Origin of the sequence: Klebsiella sp. 28 (assembly GCF_018223905.1) — a bacterium.
Taxonomy (GTDB): domain Bacteria; phylum Pseudomonadota; class Gammaproteobacteria; order Enterobacterales; family Enterobacteriaceae; genus Klebsiella; species Klebsiella pneumoniae.
The window spans coordinates 12674-31422 of the sequence record NZ_JAGRQY010000035.1; the positions used below are offsets into that span (position 1 = coordinate 12674).

Annotated in this window: 20 protein-coding genes; 11 read left to right on the top strand and 9 right to left on the bottom strand. The window is 58.1% G+C overall.

Features of this window, described 5'->3' with window-relative positions; all coding sequences use genetic code 11:
- Nucleotides 1-120: 120 nt before the first annotated feature.
- From KHQ28_RS06805 to KHQ28_RS06815, 3 genes are all read right to left on the bottom strand, one after another.
- The gene (locus KHQ28_RS06805; protein WP_009309774.1) at nucleotides 121-585 is read right to left on the bottom strand and encodes an HNH endonuclease; all 465 of its coding nucleotides are present in this window, start codon (nucleotides 583-585) and stop codon (nucleotides 121-123) included.
- A 271-nt stretch (nucleotides 586-856) separates the two neighbouring features.
- The gene (locus KHQ28_RS06810; RefSeq protein WP_004183078.1) at nucleotides 857-1606 is read right to left on the bottom strand and encodes a cyclopropane-fatty-acyl-phospholipid synthase family protein; all 750 of its coding nucleotides are present in this window, start codon (nucleotides 1604-1606) and stop codon (nucleotides 857-859) included.
- A gap of 57 nt (nucleotides 1607-1663) precedes the next feature.
- Nucleotides 1664-1921 carry a YjhX family toxin gene (locus KHQ28_RS06815; protein WP_002889848.1) on the bottom strand — a complete coding sequence of 86 codons (258 nt, stop codon included), beginning with the start codon at nucleotides 1919-1921 and terminating at the stop codon, nucleotides 1664-1666.
- Between the two features lie 461 nt (nucleotides 1922-2382).
- Between KHQ28_RS06815 and glaH the strand changes: the two genes are divergently transcribed.
- The 6 genes from glaH (at nucleotide 2383) to csiR (ending at nucleotide 9713) form a co-directional block, all read left to right on the top strand.
- On the top strand, nucleotides 2383-3360 hold the full coding sequence (glaH, locus tag KHQ28_RS06820) for a glutarate dioxygenase GlaH (RefSeq protein WP_002889847.1): 978 nt from the start codon (nucleotides 2383-2385) through the stop codon (nucleotides 3358-3360).
- A 27-nt stretch (nucleotides 3361-3387) separates the two neighbouring features.
- On the top strand, nucleotides 3388-4656 hold the full coding sequence (lhgO, locus tag KHQ28_RS06825) for an L-2-hydroxyglutarate oxidase (protein WP_002889846.1): 1269 nt from the start codon (nucleotides 3388-3390) through the stop codon (nucleotides 4654-4656).
- 24 nt (nucleotides 4657-4680) lie between these two features.
- Complete coding sequence (gabD, locus tag KHQ28_RS06830; protein ID WP_032419372.1) at nucleotides 4681-6129, top strand: NADP-dependent succinate-semialdehyde dehydrogenase; 1449 nt, start codon at nucleotides 4681-4683, stop codon at nucleotides 6127-6129.
- A 12-nt stretch (nucleotides 6130-6141) separates the two neighbouring features.
- Nucleotides 6142-7425 (top strand): 4-aminobutyrate--2-oxoglutarate transaminase, encoded by a 1284-nt coding sequence (gene gabT, locus KHQ28_RS06835; protein WP_023302284.1) that lies wholly within the window; start codon nucleotides 6142-6144, stop codon nucleotides 7423-7425.
- 149 nt (nucleotides 7426-7574) lie between these two features.
- On the top strand, nucleotides 7575-8975 hold the full coding sequence (gene gabP, locus KHQ28_RS06840; protein WP_002889795.1) for a GABA permease: 1401 nt from the start codon (nucleotides 7575-7577) through the stop codon (nucleotides 8973-8975).
- A gap of 45 nt (nucleotides 8976-9020) precedes the next feature.
- Entirely contained in the window at nucleotides 9021-9713 is a 693-nt protein-coding gene (csiR, locus tag KHQ28_RS06845; RefSeq protein WP_032419373.1) for a DNA-binding transcriptional regulator CsiR, read from the top strand.
- A gap of 1 nt (nucleotide 9714) precedes the next feature.
- Here csiR and KHQ28_RS06850 read toward each other — a convergent pair whose 3' ends face one another.
- Nucleotides 9715-9987 (bottom strand): hypothetical protein, encoded by a 273-nt coding sequence (locus KHQ28_RS06850; protein ID WP_223366137.1) that lies wholly within the window; start codon nucleotides 9985-9987, stop codon nucleotides 9715-9717.
- Nucleotides 9988-10190: 203 nt separating this feature from the next.
- Complete coding sequence (locus KHQ28_RS06855) at nucleotides 10191-11084, bottom strand: LysR substrate-binding domain-containing protein (protein ID WP_032419375.1); 894 nt, start codon at nucleotides 11082-11084, stop codon at nucleotides 10191-10193.
- Between the two features lie 149 nt (nucleotides 11085-11233).
- On the opposite strand from KHQ28_RS06855, the gene KHQ28_RS06860 reads away from it, so the two are divergent.
- From KHQ28_RS06860 to KHQ28_RS06875, 4 genes are all read left to right on the top strand, one after another.
- Nucleotides 11234-12244: an aldo/keto reductase gene (locus KHQ28_RS06860; protein WP_032419376.1), complete on the top strand. Its 1011-nt coding sequence runs from the start codon at nucleotides 11234-11236 to the stop codon at nucleotides 12242-12244.
- A 43-nt stretch (nucleotides 12245-12287) separates the two neighbouring features.
- Complete coding sequence (locus KHQ28_RS06865) at nucleotides 12288-13085, top strand: SDR family NAD(P)-dependent oxidoreductase (protein ID WP_023325095.1); 798 nt, start codon at nucleotides 12288-12290, stop codon at nucleotides 13083-13085.
- Between the two features lie 32 nt (nucleotides 13086-13117).
- Nucleotides 13118-13534, top strand: a complete 417-nt coding sequence (locus KHQ28_RS06870) for an SRPBCC family protein (RefSeq protein ID WP_004215795.1) — start codon at nucleotides 13118-13120, stop codon at nucleotides 13532-13534.
- A 157-nt stretch (nucleotides 13535-13691) separates the two neighbouring features.
- The gene (locus tag KHQ28_RS06875; RefSeq protein ID WP_032419512.1) at nucleotides 13692-13904 is read left to right on the top strand and encodes a DUF1471 domain-containing protein; all 213 of its coding nucleotides are present in this window, start codon (nucleotides 13692-13694) and stop codon (nucleotides 13902-13904) included.
- 368 nt (nucleotides 13905-14272) lie between these two features.
- Here the strand turns inward: KHQ28_RS06875 and crl are convergent, their stop codons facing one another.
- From crl to gpt, 3 genes are all read right to left on the bottom strand, one after another.
- Nucleotides 14273-14671, bottom strand: coding sequence for a sigma factor-binding protein Crl (gene crl / locus KHQ28_RS06880; protein WP_002889793.1), 399 nt, complete (start codon nucleotides 14669-14671; stop codon nucleotides 14273-14275).
- Nucleotides 14672-14728: 57 nt separating this feature from the next.
- On the bottom strand, nucleotides 14729-15973 hold the full coding sequence (gene frsA / locus KHQ28_RS06885) for an esterase FrsA (protein ID WP_002889742.1): 1245 nt from the start codon (nucleotides 15971-15973) through the stop codon (nucleotides 14729-14731).
- Nucleotides 15974-16078: 105 nt separating this feature from the next.
- The gene (gene gpt, locus KHQ28_RS06890) at nucleotides 16079-16537 is read right to left on the bottom strand and encodes a xanthine phosphoribosyltransferase (protein ID WP_002889733.1); all 459 of its coding nucleotides are present in this window, start codon (nucleotides 16535-16537) and stop codon (nucleotides 16079-16081) included.
- 257 nt (nucleotides 16538-16794) lie between these two features.
- On the opposite strand from gpt, the gene pepD reads away from it, so the two are divergent.
- Complete coding sequence (pepD, locus tag KHQ28_RS06895; RefSeq protein ID WP_004152033.1) at nucleotides 16795-18252, top strand: cytosol nonspecific dipeptidase; 1458 nt, start codon at nucleotides 16795-16797, stop codon at nucleotides 18250-18252.
- A 42-nt stretch (nucleotides 18253-18294) separates the two neighbouring features.
- On the opposite strand, the gene KHQ28_RS06900 is transcribed toward pepD, so the two are convergent.
- Nucleotides 18295-18747, bottom strand: a complete 453-nt coding sequence (locus KHQ28_RS06900; protein WP_004145818.1) for a GNAT family N-acetyltransferase — start codon at nucleotides 18745-18747, stop codon at nucleotides 18295-18297.
- Nucleotides 18748-18749: the final 2 nt, after the last annotated feature.

Sequence of the window (18749 nt, forward strand, 5' to 3'; positions counted from 1 at the left end):
ATGGCGGTTATCTGGCGCGGTCTGTGCAATTCACGCTCCGCTCAAAGCATATATTTGTACGCGGGAAAATGTCTGAAAGTAAATGGTTCGTTTTGCTGCGATATTTGCATCTTATCCTTATTATTGCCACTCAACCTCATCTCTGTTGCCCTTACTGACGTTGCACTCGTTGCACATGATTTGCAGATTGGCAATATCGAGGGCTAAATGCGGGTAAAGAGAACGCGGTTTAATATGATCAACGTGCATCACCATCCCGTCACTGGCGCCGCGCCCGCATACGCAACATTTATTGCCGTAGCGCTGGAACGCCTGATAACGTAAACGCCGCCACTCCCTTGAGCGGTAAAACGTATCAGCCTCTTTAGCAGCTTGCTGCCGCAGCGCCTGCTCACGCCGGTACTGCTCGAATAAAACGACATGCCCTTCAGCTTTAGGGTAATTTCCCCAGGCATCCGTCGCTGGCGTTGTGTCGGGCTTCTCCTGTACCTTCACCGAGTCTGGAGGATAGAGTTTGCTCGTAACCTTTTGTACCAGTTTGAAAAGTACCCATACGACTACGGCCAGAATAACTAACGTTTCCACTCCCTCGCCTTATTCTCATTCAAAGATAATTGCTGCATTATTTTATACAAGCGCCATATTGATGGTCATTATACCTTTGTAGGGATGAAATTGCGTTATCGCAAGGCTAGCCAGCCCCCACAGCTCATCCACCTCCAGGCGACTCATCTCTATTGTGCCCCTACTCTCCTGGCCGTACGTTGTGATACCCCAGAACACGTCATGGTCAGCTACGACGAACTGAAGGTCTGAAGGTGGTCGGTAGCGCCTCCTGACGCTACCGACATGCCGGTTAACGCGCCATCAGGACAAACACGCCCCAGCCGAGATATTCCCGGGTCCAGGTGACGTGGTGCAGCGGCGCGGTGGTCAACTGCTGGCGAACCTCCGGTGCGAAGTCATCGTGCGGATTGGCCTCCAGCCAGCGGCGCATTGTCAGCCATTTCGCCGCTTCATAACGATCCCAGCCCTCCTGGTCGGCCAGCACCATCTCCACCACGTCATAGCCCAGTTCGCCAAAGTGGGCGACCAGCGCCGGTAGCGTCAGGAAGTCATCGGGTGACTGCGCGCCGCAGGCAACCGCTTCTTCTGCCGTGGCCGGACGTTTACGCCACCATGGCTCGCCGATAAGCAACATACCGCCTGGGGTAAGGCTCTGCTTCAGCAGCTCGATTGTGCCTGCCACCCCGCCGCCGATCCACGTGGCCCCCACGCAGGCGGCAACATCGCACGGCTGGCTGGCGACATATCCGCTGGCATCCTGGTGCACAAAGGTCACCCGGTCGCTCACCCCGAGCTCCTCTGCCCGGGCGGCCGCCTGCTGGCTGAACAGCAGGCTCATGTCTACGCCGGTGCCGACTATCTGATGATCGCGCGCCCAGCTACAGAGCATCTCGCCGGAGCCGCTGCCGAGGTCGAGAATGGTGGTGCCCGGCGCCATTCGCAGCGCCCGTCCCAGCGTGGCGTACTTTTCCGGGGTAAAAGGGTTATGGATACGGTGCTCGCTTTCACTGATGGTAAAAATGCGAGGGATATCGATCATGAGGTTTTCTCCTTGAGAGCCATACGCCCGGGCAGCGACCCTGCCCGGGTCGCTATTTCAGCGGTTGTCCGCTTGCGCGCGAACGTTATTCAAACCGGTCGTGTTGATCCGGTACGGCTGGCCGTTCACCGACTTAATCAGCTTTTTAGTTTTGAGCTTTTTGAAGACCGCAAGGGTGCAGTCGCTCAGCAACAGCCCTTCGCGGGTGTAGCATTCAACGGCGGTAATGCGGCCGGAGGTATCGCGGACGTGCGCAATACGGCCACCTTTGGCGAGAACGTGTAAGGTCCGTTGTTCCTGACGGGATAAATTCATACTGAAACCTGTTCATTATCATGTGCGAAAACATGCCTACACCCGCAGGTGTGTGCGTAAGGTTTAAGCGCAGCGATAATCAGTCCGGCCTGGGCAGGTCGGGAAACTGATTATCTGATAATGACATTCTCCAGCATCGAAGCCTCAGTGAGCATTGAAAGGTATTTACCGGCTGAATATTAACACCTTCATCTGGTAAGGATATTGTGCAGATTAAAAACTGTGACCGGTATTACGATTTCCCTCGGCCTTATCCCCATTTTGCGCTATACGCCACCCGCTCTGTTCCGCCACTTTCACCACCACCTTATCCCCCCTCCCGCATTGTTAAATAATTGTTTTCAGATCACAAAATGGAAACAAAAAGGCCATTTCGTACGCATTTTATAAAAATGTAGATATTTTTAATTTATGGCTACGAAATGAACATCACCCTGACCTTACAGCGAGGAACGATCCTGATGAACGCCCTGACCGCAGTAAAACCGACACCCGCGCCGGTAGCCCAGCAATACCCTGGCTTTTCTTTCACCCCTTCCGCCCAGTCGCCGCGCCTGCTGGAGCTCACCTTTTCCGCCGAAACGACCACGCAGTTCCTGCAGCAGGTCGCGCAGTGGCCGGTGCAGGCGCTGGAGTACAAATCTTTCTTACGCTTCCAGGTCGGCAAGATCCTCGACGATCTGTGTGGCAATCAGCTGCAGCCGTTGCTGATCAAAACATTGCTCGATCGCGCGGAAGGCGCGCTGCTTATCAACGGCGAAGGGATCGATCACGTCAGCCAGGCCGAGGAGATGGTCAAGCTGGCCACCGCCGTCGCCCACCTGATTGGTCGTTCCAACTTCGACGCCATGAGCGGTCAGTATTACGCCCGCTTCGTGGTGAAAAATGTCGATAACTCAGACAGCTACCTGCGCCAACCGCACCGGGTGATGGAGCTGCACAACGACGGCACCTACGTCGAAGAGCAAACCGACTACGTATTAATGATGAAGATCGACGAGCAGAACATGCAGGGCGGCAATTCCCTGCTGCTGCATCTCGACGACTGGGAGCATCTCGACGAATTTTTCCGCGACCCGCTGGCTCGCCGCCCAATGCGTTGGGCCGCGCCGCCGAGCAAAAACGTCAGCAAGGATGTTTTCCACCCGGTGTTCGACGTCGATTCGCTGGGCCGCCCGGTAATGCGCTATATCGACCAGTTCGTCCAGCCGAAAGATTTCGAAGAAGGCACCTGGCTGAGCCGCCTCTCCGACGCGCTGGAGACCAGCAAAAACATCCTTTCCATACCGGTGCCGGTGGGCAAATTTCTGCTCATTAACAACCTGTTCTGGCTGCACGGCCGCGACCGCTTTACGCCGCACCCGGACCTGCGCCGCGAGCTGATGCGCCAGCGCGGCTACTTTGCGTATTCCACGAATCATTACCAGACTCATCAATAAGGGTTTTCAGGCGAAGGAATTGAGCGGATGTATGATTTCGTGATTATCGGCGGCGGCATCATCGGCATGTCGACCGCCATGCAGTTAATTGAGATTTACCCGGACGCCCGCATTGCGCTGCTGGAAAAAGAGGCCGGCCCGGCCTGCCATCAGACTGGCCACAACAGCGGCGTGATCCACGCCGGGGTGTATTACACGCCCGGCAGCCTCAAGGCGCAGTTTTGCCTCGCCGGCAACCGCGCCACCAAGGCCTTTTGCGAGCAGAACGGCATCCGCTATGACGTCTGCGGCAAAATGCTGGTCGCCACCTCACCGCTGGAGATGGAGCGGATGCGCGCCCTGTGGGATCGCACCGCCGCCAACGGCCTGCAGCGCGAGTGGCTAAGCGCCGGGGAGCTACGCGAGCGCGAACCGAACATTACCGGGCTCGGCGGGATCTTCGTCCCTTCCAGCGGCATCGTCAGCTACCGCGAAGTGGCGGCGGCAATGGCGAAGAACTTCGAAGCGAAAGGCGGAACGATCGTCTACAACGCCGAAGTCAGCGCCCTGAAAGAACACGCCAGCGGCGTGGTGATCCGCACCCGCCAGGGCGGCGAATATGAGGCCTCGACGCTGATCGCCTGTTCGGGCTTGATGGCCGATCGGCTGGTAAAAATGCTCGGCGTCGACCCCGGGTTTATCATTTGTCCGTTCCGCGGCGAGTATTTCCAGCTGGCGCCGCAGCACAACCAGATCGTCAACCATTTGATCTATCCGATCCCCGATCCGGCGATGCCGTTCCTCGGCGTCCACCTGACCCGCATGATCGACGGCAGCGTCACCGTCGGCCCCAACGCCGTACTGGCTCTGAAGCGCGAAGGCTACCGCAAGCGCGATATCTCGCTGGCCGATACCCTGGAGATCCTCACCTCGCCCGGCATCCGCCGGGTACTGCAAAACAACCTGCGCTCCGGACTGGGCGAAATGAAGAATTCGCTGTGCAGAAGCGGCTATCTGCGGCTGGTGCAAAAATACTGCCCGAGCCTGACGCTGAGCGATTTACGCCCGTGGCCGGCCGGCGTGCGGGCGCAGGCCGTGTCCCCGCAGGGCAAGCTGATCGACGATTTTCTCTTCGTTACCACCGCGCGTTCGATACATACCTGCAATGCGCCATCGCCAGCGGCCACCTCCGCTATCCCGATCGGCGCGCATATCGTCAGCAAGGTGCAGAGCCTGCTGGCCAGCCAGAGCAATCCCGGACGCACGCTGCGTGCGGCACGTAGCGTGGAGACACTACACGCCGCTTTTACCCGTTAACCACCCTGAAGACAGGAAGCGTTTATGCAACTCAACGATATGACACTGTTTCGCCAGCAGGCGATGATCGATGGCCAGTGGCGCGATGCGCCCAACGGCGACGTGATTGCGGTCACCAACCCGGCCAACGGCGAGCAGCTCGGCAGCGTGCCGAAAATGGGCGCCGATGAAACCCGCGAAGCGATTGAAGCCGCCAATCGCTCCCTACCCGCCTGGCGCACCCTGACCGCCAAAGAGCGGGCGAACATTCTGCGCCGCTGGTTCGATCTTATGATGGAGAATCAGGACGATCTCGCTCGCCTGATGACCCTCGAGCAGGGAAAACCGTTGGCGGAAGCCAAAGGCGAAATCAGCTACGCCGCCTCCTTTATTGAGTGGTTCGCCGAAGAAGGTAAGCGCATCTACGGCGACACCATTCCGGGCCACCAGGCCGACAAGCGCCTGCTGGTGATTAAGCAGCCCATCGGCGTTACCGCCGCCATCACCCCGTGGAACTTCCCGGCGGCGATGATCACCCGCAAAGCGGGCCCGGCGCTGGCCGCCGGCTGCACCATGGTCCTGAAACCGGCCAGCCAGACGCCGTTTTCCGCGCTGGCGCTGGCCGAACTGGCGAATCGCGCCGGGATCCCCGCCGGAGTATTCAACGTGGTCACCGGCTCCGCCGGCGCGGTCGGCGGCGAACTGACCAGCAACCCGCTGGTGCGCAAGCTCTCCTTTACCGGCTCTACCGAGATTGGCCGCCAGCTGATGGAGCAGTGCGCGAAAGACATCAAAAAAGTCTCCCTGGAGCTGGGCGGCAACGCGCCGTTTATCGTCTTTGACGATGCCGACCTCGATAAAGCCGTCGAGGGGGCGCTGGCGTCGAAGTTCCGCAACGCCGGGCAGACCTGCGTCTGCGCCAACCGCCTGTACGTCCAGGACGGGGTGTATGACCGTTTCGCCGAGAAGCTGCAGCAGGCGGTGGAAAAACTGCGCATTGGCGACGGCCTGCAGGACGGCGTCACCACCGGCCCGCTGATCGACGAGAAAGCCGTGGCCAAAGTTGAAGAACACATTGCCGATGCCATCGCCAAAGGTGCGAAGGTGGTCACCGGCGGCAAACCGCACGCCCTGGGTGGCAACTTCTTCCAGCCGACCATCCTGGTCAACGTTCCCGACAGCGCCAAAGTGGCGAAAGAGGAGACCTTCGGCCCGCTGGCCCCGCTGTTCCGCTTTAAAGATGAAGCCGACGTCATTGCCCAGGCCAACGATACCGAGTTCGGTCTCGCCGCCTATTTCTACGCCCGCGATCTGAGCCGCGTCTTCCGCGTCGGCGAAGCGCTGGAGTACGGCATAATCGGCATCAATACCGGCATTATCTCCACCGAAGTCGCGCCGTTCGGCGGCGTTAAGGCCTCCGGCCTCGGCCGCGAAGGGTCGAAGTACGGCATCGAAGATTACTTAGAAATCAAATATATGTGCATTGGCCTTTAACAGGAGCGACGGATGAACAGCAATAAAGCAATGATGGCGCGTCGCAGCGACGCGGTCCCGCGCGGCGTCGGCCAGATCCACCCTATCTTCGCCGAACGCGCGGAGAACTGCCGGGTGTGGGACGTGGAAGGCCGGGAATATCTCGATTTTGCCGGCGGTATCGCGGTGCTCAATACCGGCCATCTGCATCCGCAGATTGTCGCCGCCGTCGAAGACCAGCTGAAAAAGCTGTCGCATACCTGCTTCCAGGTGCTGGCCTATGAGCCTTATCTGGCGCTGTGCGAAAAGATGAATCAAAAGGTGCCCGGTGATTTCGCCAAGAAAACCCTGCTGGTCACCACCGGGTCGGAAGCGGTGGAGAACGCGGTGAAGATCGCCCGCGCGGCAACCGGGCGCAGCGGCGCTATCGCCTTCACCGGCGCCTATCACGGCCGCACCCATTACACCCTGTCGCTGACCGGCAAAGTGAATCCTTACTCCGCTGGTATGGGCTTAATGCCGGGCCATGTCTATCGCGCCCTCTACCCGTGCGCGCTGCACGGCGTCAGTGATGACGAGGCGATCGCCAGCATCCATCGCATCTTCAAAAACGATGCCGCGCCGGAAGATATCGCCGCCATCATTATTGAGCCGGTGCAGGGTGAAGGCGGGTTCTATGCCGCCTCCCCGGCCTTTATGCAGCGCCTGCGCGCCCTGTGCGACGAGCACGGCATTATGCTCATCGCCGATGAGGTCCAGAGCGGCGCGGGTCGCACCGGTACCCTGTTCGCCATGGAGCAGATGGGCGTCGCGGCGGATATCACCACCTTCGCCAAATCCATCGCCGGCGGTTTCCCGCTGGCGGGCGTCACCGGCCGCGCGGAGGTGATGGACGCCATCGCCCCCGGCGGACTGGGCGGCACCTACGCCGGCAACCCCATCGCCTGCGCCGCCGCCCTGGCGGTATTACAGATTTTCGAGCAGGAGAATCTGCTGGAAAAAGCCAACCAGCTCGGCGACACCCTGCGCCAGGGCCTGCTGGCGATCGCTGAAGATCATCCGGAGATCGGCGACGTGCGCGGTCTGGGGGCGATGATCGCCATTGAGCTGTTTGAAGAGGGCGACCGCAGCAGGCCGAACGCCAGGCTGACGGCGGATATCGTCGCCCGCGCCCGCGACAAAGGCCTGATCCTGCTCTCCTGCGGGCCGTACTACAACGTGCTGCGCATCCTGGTGCCGCTGACCATCGAAGAGGCGCAGATCGAGCAGGGGCTCAAGATCATCGCCGACTGCTTTAGCGAGGCGAAACAGGCATAGAGAAACAGGCATAGAACAGAACACATGCGGAAGCGAAGTACGTTCGTAAGGGAATGAAGACGAGACCTGCAAAACAACAATAATACGCGTGCCCCGGCGCGGGAACGTCGGGGCGCTCTCCCAGGTGACACACTTCGAGAGGGTAAATGATGGGGCAACTGTCGCAATCACAGGATTTAGGGGCGGGGCTGAAGTCGCGCCACGTCACGATGTTATCTATCGCCGGGGTGATCGGCGCGAGTTTATTTGTCGGCTCCAGCGTCGCCATTGCCGAGGCTGGCCCGGCGGTGCTGCTGGCCTATCTGTTTGCCGGGCTGCTGGTGGTGATGATTATGCGTATGCTGGCCGAAATGGCGGTCGCCACGCCGGATACCGGCTCCTTTTCCACCTACGCCGATAAAGCCATCGGCCGCTGGGCGGGGTATACCATCGGCTGGCTGTACTGGTGGTTCTGGGTCCTGGTTATTCCGCTGGAAGCCAATATCGCGGCGATTATTCTGCATTCGTGGGTGCCGGGCGTCCCGGTGTGGTTGTTCTCCCTGGTCATCACTCTCGCCCTCACCGGCAGTAACCTGCTGAGCGTCAAGAACTACGGCGAATTCGAGTTCTGGCTGGCGCTGTGCAAAGTGATCGCTATTCTGGCGTTTATCGTACTGGGCGCGGTCGCCATTACCGGCTTTTATCCCTATGCCGAAGTGAGCGGCATTTCGCGGCTGTGGGACCACGGCGGCTTTATGCCGAATGGCTTCGGCGCGGTGCTGAGCGCGATGCTGATCACCATGTTCTCGTTTATGGGCGCGGAGATCGTCACCATCGCCGCCGCCGAATCGGATACCCCGGATAAACATATCGTGCGCGCCACCAACTCGGTGATCTGGCGTATCTCTATTTTTTATCTGTGCTCGATCTTTATCGTCGTCGCCCTCATCCCATGGAATATGCCGGGGCTGAAGAGCATCGGCTCCTACCGCTCGGTGCTCGAGCTGCTGCATATTCCCTATGCCAAGCTGATTATGGACGGCGTGATCCTCCTGTCGGTCACCAGCTGTCTGAACTCGGCGCTGTATACCGCCTCGCGGATGCTCTACTCCCTGAGCCGTCGCGGCGATGCGCCGGCCATTATGGGCCGGACCAACCGCAGCAAAACGCCATACGTGGCGGTGCTGCTCTCCACCGGCGCGGCGTTCCTCACCGTAGTGGTGAACTACTATGCCCCCGCCAAGGTGTTTAAATTTCTCATCGACAGCTCTGGCGCCATCGCCCTGCTGGTCTATCTGGTGATCGCCGTTTCACAACTGCGGATGCGCAAAATCCTTCAGGCGCAAGGCGGCGAGATCCGTCTCAGAATGTGGCTCTATCCGTATCTGACCTGGCTGGTGATCGCCTTTATCACCTTCGTGCTGGTGGTGATGCTGTTTCGTCCGGCGCAGCAGCTGGAGGTGATCTCTACCGGCCTGTTAGCTCTGGGAATTATTTGTACGGTACCGATTATGTCACGCTGGAAAAAGCTGGTATTGTGGCAAAAACTGCCGCTGCAAAATACGCGTTAACCCTGTTCCCGGCGCCCGCCGGGAAGAGTATTCAGGAGTAAGAACATGACCGCCATTCCCCAGGCGACGGCCATTGACGGGTACCGTTGGTTAAAAAACGACATCATCCGCGGGGTCTACCACCCCGATGAGAAGCTGCGGATGAGCCTGTTGACCTCGCGCTATGCCCTGGGGGTCGGTCCGCTGCGCGAGGCGCTTTCGCAGCTGGTGGCCGAGCGGCTGGTGACGGTGGTCAATCAGAAAGGCTATCGGGTAGCGCCCATGTCGGAGCAGGAGCTTCTCGATATCTTCGACGCGCGCGCCAACATGGAAGCCATGCTGGTGCGTCTCGCCATTGAACGCGGCGGCGACGAGTGGGAAGCTGAGCTGCTGGCCCGCGCCCACCTGCTCAACAAACTGGAGTCGTGCGAAGCGAGTGAGCACCTACTCGATGAATGGGACCAGCGCCATCAGGCGTTTCACACCGCCATCGTCGCCGGCTGCGGTTCGCAGTATCTGCTGCAGATGCGCGAACGGCTGTTCGATCTGGCGGCGCGCTACCGCTTCATCTGGCTGCGCACCACCGTGCTGTCGGTGGAGATGCTGGAAGATAAGCATGTCCAGCATCAGACCCTGGTGGACGCTATTCTGGCGCGCGACGCCGAACAGGCCAGCGCGCTGATGCGTGAGCACTTACTGACTCCGATCCCGATTATTCAGCAGGCGATGGCTGGCAAACTGCTGTCGCAGCAATCCTGATTCAGGCAGCGGGCTTTTTATAATACGGCAGCTGTGTGACCGGATACTCGTAGTGTTCCTCCACCACGCAACGGTCCGGCGTCGCCATTCCCGAGTAGAAGAAAAAGTACTCCTGACTGTCCGGGAAAAAGACCAGATCGTCGCCGTTGCGAAAGCTGGTTACCCGATAGGGAATATGATTATTGGTCTGCGCCTGACGCATGCCGGAAGCCACCTGGAAATGGTCGCCCCACTTCATGGTCGATAGCTGGTAATGGAAACGCGAGATGGTCACATTTTTGCGTAAAGAGCAGGACAATTTTACCGCTGTGCCGGCGAAAGCCGGTGAAAGAAAGAAGCTTAATAAACTGATAGATAATAGAAATTTCATGAAGGTCTTATAATTTTAGGGTCAATATTTGACGGTAACATGATTTTCCTGCGCAGACAGGGATCGCGGCGGATTTTCTTGCCGCGCGCCCTACTCCAGGAATATTCCTAATTATTCTCGCCGCGTAGCACCTCACGAAAGTGCATCACCAGCGGGCGCTGGTTGGCTTTGTGCCATACCGCCCACAGCTGGGTCGAATAGCTCATCCACGGAATTTCCCGCAGCACGACCCCCTCAGGGGCGTTATGCCGCAGGCTGTGCTGGATCAGCGCCACGCCCAGTCCCGCAGCCACCAGCCCCAGGGCCGTTAATGGCTCTCCGGCTTCCAAACGAATATCCGGATTAAAGCCCGCGCGCACGCAGGCGGCGACGAAATCATCGCGCGAATGGGCATCGTCGTTATGGATAACCGCGATCCACTGCTGATCGGCCAGCTGCGCCGGCTGCAAGTTTTCCGCCGCGGCCAGCGGGTGATTCTGCGGTAATGCCAGCAGCATTCGGTCATCAAGCACCTGGGTGTACTCCAGATCCTGTTCCCCCGCTGAAGGCGGCATGTCCACCAGCGAGAAATCCAGGCTGCGCTGGCGCAGGCCCTCAATCTGCGTAGCGGGCGGCTGGCTATACAGCGCTATATGCACGTCCGGGCGCGACGTTCGCAGAATGCGCAGCGCGGTCGAAAGCACGCCCGAGTGCATGGCGTTTTCGATATAACCGATACACAACCCGCCGTCTTCGCCGCGCCCCAGTCGTTTACCTAATGACTCGAGACGGTTGGCGTGGGTCAGCAACGAGCGCGTTTCGGCCAAAAACGTCTGTCCGTCCGCCGTCAGGCGAATACGCTGCTGGTTACGTTCAAACAGCATCAGCCCAAGGCGTTCCTCCAGCTGGGCTATCTGGCGGCTGAGCGGCGACTGCGAAATATGTAAGCGTTCGGCGGCACGGCCAACATGCTCCTCTTCCGCTACCACCACAAAGTACTTCAACTGGCGTAAATCAATCATATGAGACCTCAAAGGACTTAAGTCAGACGAATTATGTCCTATCAAGTCATAACACCGCAAGGTATTGTGATCTCCGTCACAGGGCGACAGCACAAGTCGCCCGCACAGAACCCTTCCCAAACGGGAACCCAATATCGAGGACATCTTAGATGAGCATCAAACATATTCTGCCAGGTAACATCGGTTTAGGCGGCGCGCCGCTGGGTAACATGTTCCGAAACATCCCGGAAGACGAGGCGCACGCCACCGTCGCCGCCGCCTGGGATCTGGGCGTTCGTTACTTCGATACCGCACCGCTGTACGGCTCCGGTCTTTCTGAAATCCGGATGGGTGAAGCGCTCTCGCAATACCCTCGCGACCAGTTCGTTCTGAGCAGCAAAGTTGGCCGCATCATGCTTGATGAAATGGAAGACCCGGCCACGCGTGATTTTGGTGAGAAAGGCGGTCTTTTCGAATACGGCCTGAAGAACAAAATCCTCAACGATTACTCGGCCGACGCCACCCTGCGTTCTATTGAAGACAGTTTAAAACGGCTAAAAACCGACCATCTTGACATCGTATGGATCCACGATCCGGCGCAAGATTTCTACGGCGACAGCTGGCTGGAGCAGTTCAACATCGCCCGTACCGGCGCTTTCCGCGCGCTGACCCGCCTGCGTGAAGAAGGCGTAATTAAAGCATGGGGGCTGGGCGTAAATCGCGTCGAACCTTGCGAACTGACCTTAGCGCTCGACGAGCCGAAGCCGGATGCGTTCCTGCTGGCTGGCCGCTACTCGCTGCTGGACCACAAACGCGCCCTGCAGCGCCTGATGCCGGAAGCGCTGGAACAGAATGTCGATATCGTTGTCGGCGGCCCTTACAGCTCGGGCGTTCTCGCCGGCGGTGAACACTTCGAATACCAGAAAGCCTCTGCGGCGATCCACCAGCAGGTGGCGCACATCAAGGCCATTGCCGCCCGTCATCAGGTGGATGTGAAAGCCGCTGCGCTGCAGTTTGCCCTGGCTCATCCGGCGGTGGCCGCCGTAATCCCAGGCTCCAGCCGTCCGGGTCGTATGGCGGAAGATCTGGCCGCGCTGAAAGCGACCATCCCTGCCGCTTTCTGGGAAGAGATGCGCAGCCAGAATCTGGTGGCTGATAACGCGCCACTGCCGATTCGTTAATTTTAGCGGGGCCGCGGGCCCCTCTTAAAACAAGAGAGACAACATGAAACTGGATCTAACCCATAAAGTCGCCGTGGTGAGCGGCTCCACTTCCGGCATCGGACTAGGCATCGCTAAAGGCCTTGCCTGGGCAGGCGCGACCGTGGTCATCGTCGGCCGTCAACAGCGCGGTGTCGATACCGCCATAGCGGCGATTAATGCCGAACATCCCGATGCGCAACTGCGCGGGGTGGTCGCCGACCTTAGCACTGAAGAAGGCGTCAGCGCGCTGCTCGCCGCCGAGCCGCATGCTGATGTGGTGGTTAACAACCTCGGCATCTTTAACGATAAAGATTTCTTTAGCGTGCCGGATAGCGAGTGGATGCACTTTTATAACGTCAACGTGCTTTCCGGCGTGCGCCTGTCACGCCACTACGCCCAGGGGATGATCGATAACGGCTGGGGACGCATTATTTTCGTCTCCTCGGAATCCGGCGTCGCGATTCCTGCCGACATGATCAACTACGGCGTGACCAAAAGCGCCAACCTCGCGGTCTCCCATGGTCTGGCGAAACGGCTCGCCGGTACCGGCGTCACCGTTAACGCCATTCTGCCTGGCCCCACCTTCACTGAAGGTTTGCAGGAGATGCTGGCGGAGGCCGCTACGCAGTCTGGCCGCAGCCCGCGTGAACAGGCTGATGAATTTGTAAAGACCGCGCGCCCAAGCTCGATTATCCAGCGGGCGGCGGACGTCGACGAAGTGGCGAACCTGGCGGTATATCTCGCCTCGCCGCTCTCGTCGGCCACCACTGGCGCGGCGCTGCGCGTCGATGGCGGCGTCGTCGACACCCTGGCAATGTAATTCTAATTATCTGAAATAAAGAGAGAAATAAAATGGCTACTACCACTGTATCTATCGAAATCCCGGCTTCTGTCGACCAGGTCTGGCAACTGATGGGCGGCTTTGACTCGCTGCCCGACTGGCTGCCGTTCATCCCGAAAAGCATGGTGAGCGAAGGGGGACGCGTGCGTACGCTGACCACATCCGATGGCGGCACGGTCATTGAACGTCTGGAAGCGTTTGATAACCGCCAGCGCAGCTATAGCTACTCGATCATCCAGGCGCCGTTCCCGGTAGTGGATTACCTCTCCACTATCGCGGTAGTGGCAACTGCCGATAGCAATATCACCCGCGTTGAGTGGTCCGGCAGTTTCACTCCGGTTAACGTCAGCGACGCGGATGCCGAAGCGCTGTTCAGCGGTATTTATCGCGACGGCCTGCAGGCGTTGAAGAATAACTTTAGCGCCTGATTGTTGCCAGGAATGGCCGGGCCATTCCTTTTATGAACAAAAGAAGAAAAGTCTATTGCCCGTTGCCCTCTTTTTCAGACAACGGGCGGGACATATCCTTTACGCCATCACGTTGCAACGGGCAACGTTAACGAAACAACTGACCAAGATTATGAACATGAAAACTGTATCGACTATTTTTTCCGCAGCCGCACTTTCACTTTTTGCCTTTACCACATCCGCGCATAGCGTGACTGCGACCAGTAATACGCTTGACTCCGCTGAAGCGATGATTGCCAAAAAAGCGAAAGAGCTGAATGCAACTGATTATAAAATCACCAGCGCCCATATGGGGAATAAGGTGACGATGAGCGCTGTGTTAGATAAGTAATTACTTCTGTATTCCTGGTAGGAATTTCCCAGAGGCGGTGCCGACTTTCGACTCCGGGATCCTCTCAGCCCCTACGAATATGCTTCGGCACCATGATAGCGGTCATCCATGCTATAAACAGTGGTCTTGTATTGATCGCGACAGCAGTGATAGTCAAGGCCAGACTATCCATAGGCAACGCATTATCAACGGGGCCAGATTGCAGATATGAAACGTCGCTTTACGCGATACGGTACGGTATTTTTCGTTTAACTACCTACTATATTGCCGCCTCGTATAACGAGTAGGCGGATTGGTGCTGGCGGTTATTTACAATTGGTATTGATTTTAATCGGACGGTGCCTGCGGCAACAGGCACCGGGGAGAAATTACGCTCGCAGGCGAACCGGCTCGCTGAAATCGTCGGCCGGTTCCAGCTTCAGATTAAAGGTGGTCAGCAGCGCTGCTGCGCGCTCGTGAAACTCGCGCAGCGTTTTTTCCAGCCTGTCGCTCACTTCCGGGTCGTCAATGTCGACCGCCTGCCATGATCCTTCCTTATTGAACAGGCCAAACTGGTAGCTATAGGTGAAACGTGACTCTTGTGCTTCCATTTCCATCCACCAGCCCCAGAATTCACGCTTCTCCGGTGCGGGCTTAACATTGACGCAAACTGCCAGGCAATCGAAAAAGAAACGGTTGTCATGGCACTGCTCTTCGCGAATGTAAGGCCCCAGCGCCGTGAATTTCTTGATCAACTTACTTTTCAGGTGTCCACTCGGTAACGTCATTGCGATCTCCTTTAGTGATGCAACTGTTTTACCAAACCAATAGAATTTAGCAATAAATTAACCAAATCTATGATTGATCCAGCGGGCGATCTGTCGCAATGCGTGATCAAAATTGCGATACACCGGGTTAAACGGGATCTCCAGCAGTTTGCCATCGGCAGATGACGAGGTGATTAACCGCGACTCCTCTTCGGGGCTGAACGGATCGTCCTTCCAGAAGCCGGAGAGCATCGGCGTCGGGCAACGGCGCCCCAGCAGTCCCTGGGTTTTTAACGAATAGCGGTTGAGCTCCACGCGTAGCGCTTCATCGGAGGCGTCATGCATGCCCAGCCGCGAAGCCAGCACGTCAAGATACATCTCCGGCACGCGCCCCTGATGCAGGGGATCCACCAGCAGACCATGAACGACCGGGCCCAGACAGGCTACAGCCTTCAGCCGCTGCGGCTCCAGATAGCCCAGACGCACCGCGATATTGGCGCCAAAGCGGAAGCCGAAAGCGGCGACCCGGGTATGGTCAATCCACGGCACATTTTCCAGATGGCGCAGCGCGTGCTGATGCAGCAGGCTGGTGTCCTGATTTAGCGTCCATTTTGACGAGAAGCCGATGGAGGGCATATCAATGGTCAGCATGGCAATGCCGAGCGGTGAGAAGTAGTTCTCATACAGGTTGTAATAATCGGTCTGCAGCGAGTCCAGCCCCCCGCACATCAGCACCGTCGGAAACGGCCCCTCGCCTTTCGGCATATGCAAAAAGCCGGTTATCGGCGAGCCGCCAGGGATGGTGAACTCCAGCTCGCGCAGCGAGCCCGGCAGCCGCTGGGCGGCTTCTTCATACGCCCGGTTGGCTAAAGCCTGCGCCTGTTCCGCCAGCTCATCGCCTTTAATATGCGGATAAGCGGCAATGCTATACAGGTTCGAGGCATGCAGCCAGTGGCGGCCGCTCAGCAAAGGATCGGCTTCCTGCCCGGCCTTTTGCTGCCACTGCATGGCTTCTTTCGCCCACTCGAAGATCCAGTTGCCGCCGCGATAGCCGATGACGGTATCGAACAGCTCAGGATCGGTTCGTTCGGCCTCGCTCATCACAATGCGCGCTTGCACATCGAGGATCTCCTGCGGAGTTACGCCGCGCCAGATCCACATCAAACGGTTGATCAGACGGTACCAGTGATCGACGTGATTGCCGCTCAGCGCCGACTGCATCGCCTGGGGTTTTCCGGCAGAAAACCGACGCACCAGCGTAGAAGTTTCGGGATGTTTGAAGCGAGGTTTAAACAGCGTTTCGCTGAGGTTAGCCTGTGACATGTGCAGTCTCCGTCGTAGTGCCACTCCGGATATTGTAACCTGCTAAAGGATAAAAAAAACCACGCCCGGCAAGCCGGGCGTGGTAAATAGCACTGTCCTGAAGAATTAACGACCTGCGATAGGCGGTACAAACACCACGCCCATATCCCACGGCTGTTCAATCCAGGTATCCTGCGGAATATCCACAACGTAATCGTCCACCAGCGGGCGGCCTGCCGGCTTGGCGAAAATGGTGACAAAGTGCGCTTTGGGATACATTTCGCGGATCGCCACGGCGGTACCGCCGGTATCCACCAGATCGTCGATGACGATAAAGCCTTCGCCATCGCCTTCCGCACGTTTCAGCACTTTCAGCTCGCGCTGGTTATCATGGTCGTAGCTGGAGATGCATACGGTATCAACATGACGAATGCCCAGTTCACGCGCCAGTAAGGCTCCCGGTACCAGTCCGCCGCGGCTAACGGCAATAATGCCTTTCCATTGCTCAACCGGCAGCAGACGGCTGGCCAGTTTGCGGGCGTGAATCTGCAACATGTCCCAGGTGACGACGTATTTTTCGCTCATGTGAAGTGTCCCAGCCTGTGTAATACGGCTTAAATAATGTTCGAGGGGGAAAATGGTTGCGCGAGATTATAGAGATCTGACGCACTAAAAACCAGTGTTAAGCGGTTTGCGCAACGCTTTTTGCGTTGTTTACACTACCTGCGGCGGTGGAAAGTGGTATTCTCAACCCCATCGCGCAAGCCCGGGCTTGTTGTGTATTTTAACGCTAACCCTCGTCCTGCAACCGCTGTATGCAGGAGTCTGTAAGGAGACTTACCGTGTCTGAACTGTCTCAACTATCCCCGCAGCCGCTTTGGGATATTTTTGCCAAGATTTGCTCCATCCCGCACCCGTCCTATCACGAAGAACAGCTCGCCGAGCATATTATGGGTTGGGCAAAAGAAAAAGGCTTACATGCGGAACGCGACCAGGTTGGCAACATTCTGATTCGTAAAGGCGCGACTGCCGGTATGGAAAACCGTAAGCCGGTAGCGCTGCAGGCGCACCTCGATATGGTGCCGCAGAAAAATAACGACACCGTCCACGACTTCGTTAAAGATCCGATCCAGCCGTACATTGACGGCGAATGGGTGAAAGCGCGCGGCACCACGCTGGGCGCGGACAACGGTATCGGAATGGCGTCCGCACTGGCGGTACTGGCCGATGATAGCGTCGCTCACGGCCCGCTGGAAGTGCTGCTGACCATGACCGAAGAAGCCGGTATGGACGGCGCGTTCGGTCTGCAGGCCAACTGGCTACAGGCCGATATCCTGATCAACACCGACTCCGAAGAAGAAGGCGAAATCTACATGGGTTGCGCCGGCGGGATCGATTTCACCTCTAACCTGGCGCTGACCCGCGAAGCGATTCCCGCCGGGTTCCAGAGCTTTAAAGTCACCTTAAAAGGGCTGAAAGGCGGCCACTCCGGCGGTGATATTCACCTTGGTCTGGGTAACGCCAACAAGCTGCTGTCGCGCTTCCTCGCCGGCCACGCCGATGAGCTGGATCTGCGTCTGGTCGATTTCAACGGCGGCACGTTGCGCAACGCCATCCCGCGTGAAGCTTACGCTACTGTCGCCGTCGCCGCGGATAAAGCCGATGCGCTGAAAGCGCTGGTGAATACTTACCAGGCGCTGCTGAAAAACGAGCTGGAGGCCAAAGAGAAGAACCTGGTGGTGCTCGTGGAAGCGGTCGATAACGACAAAGCGGCGCTGACTCAGGCTTCCCGCGACACTTTCATCCGTCTGCTGAACGCCACGCCGAACGGGGTTATCCGCAACTCTGACGTGGCGAAAGGCGTAGTGGAAACTTCGCTGAACGTCGGCGTCGTCACCATGACCGATGACAACGTACAGATCCACTGCCTGATCCGCTCGCTGATCGACAGCGGCAAAGACTACGTGGTCAGCATGCTGGATTCTCTGGGTAAGCTGGCGGGGGCGAAAACCGAAGCCAAAGGCGCTTACCCTGGCTGGCAACCGGACGCAAATTCGCCAGTGATGCACCTGGTGCGCGAGACTTACCAGCGTCTGTTCAACAAGACGCCGAACATCCAGATCATTCACGCCGGTCTGGAATGCGGTCTGTTCAAAAAACCGTATCCGGAGATGGACATGGTCTCCATCGGGCCAACCATTACCGGTCCGCACTCCCCGGATGAGCAGGTCCATATCGAGAGCGTCGGTCAGTACTGGACGCTGCTGACCGAGCTGCTGAAAGCCATTCCGGCTAAATAAGCCCCACAACCGGCGGCGGCCCGCCGCCGGTTTTACCCCGCATCACCTTAGCGCCACGCGTTTTTCCATCCGGTAATTAATAAACCACTCCCCGCGCGCCGCCACCCGCTGCTCAGCCACCACCTTAAAACCATGGGCCGTAAAACAGGGCTTTGCGGTAATGCTGGCGTCCACCGTCAGGATTTGCGCTGGATACTGAGCGCAGAGCGCCTCGATAAGCGCGCCGCCGATACCCTGGCGGGCACGATCCGGCGAGACGAACAGCAAATCGATATGCGTCCCGATGGCGGTGATAAAGCCAACCGGCTGGCTGTTGACCACGGCCACCAGGCCGATTGAGTCGGCCAGCTTTTGTCGCCAGCGCGTCTCATCCACCTGCGCCCAGGCCGCGATCTGCCCCGGGGTATAGTCCCGACTGGCGGTTTCCCGCACCGCGCGCAGAAAGATCTGGCAGAGCAGTGGCAAATCGCTGTCGCGGTAAGCACGAATATGCATGG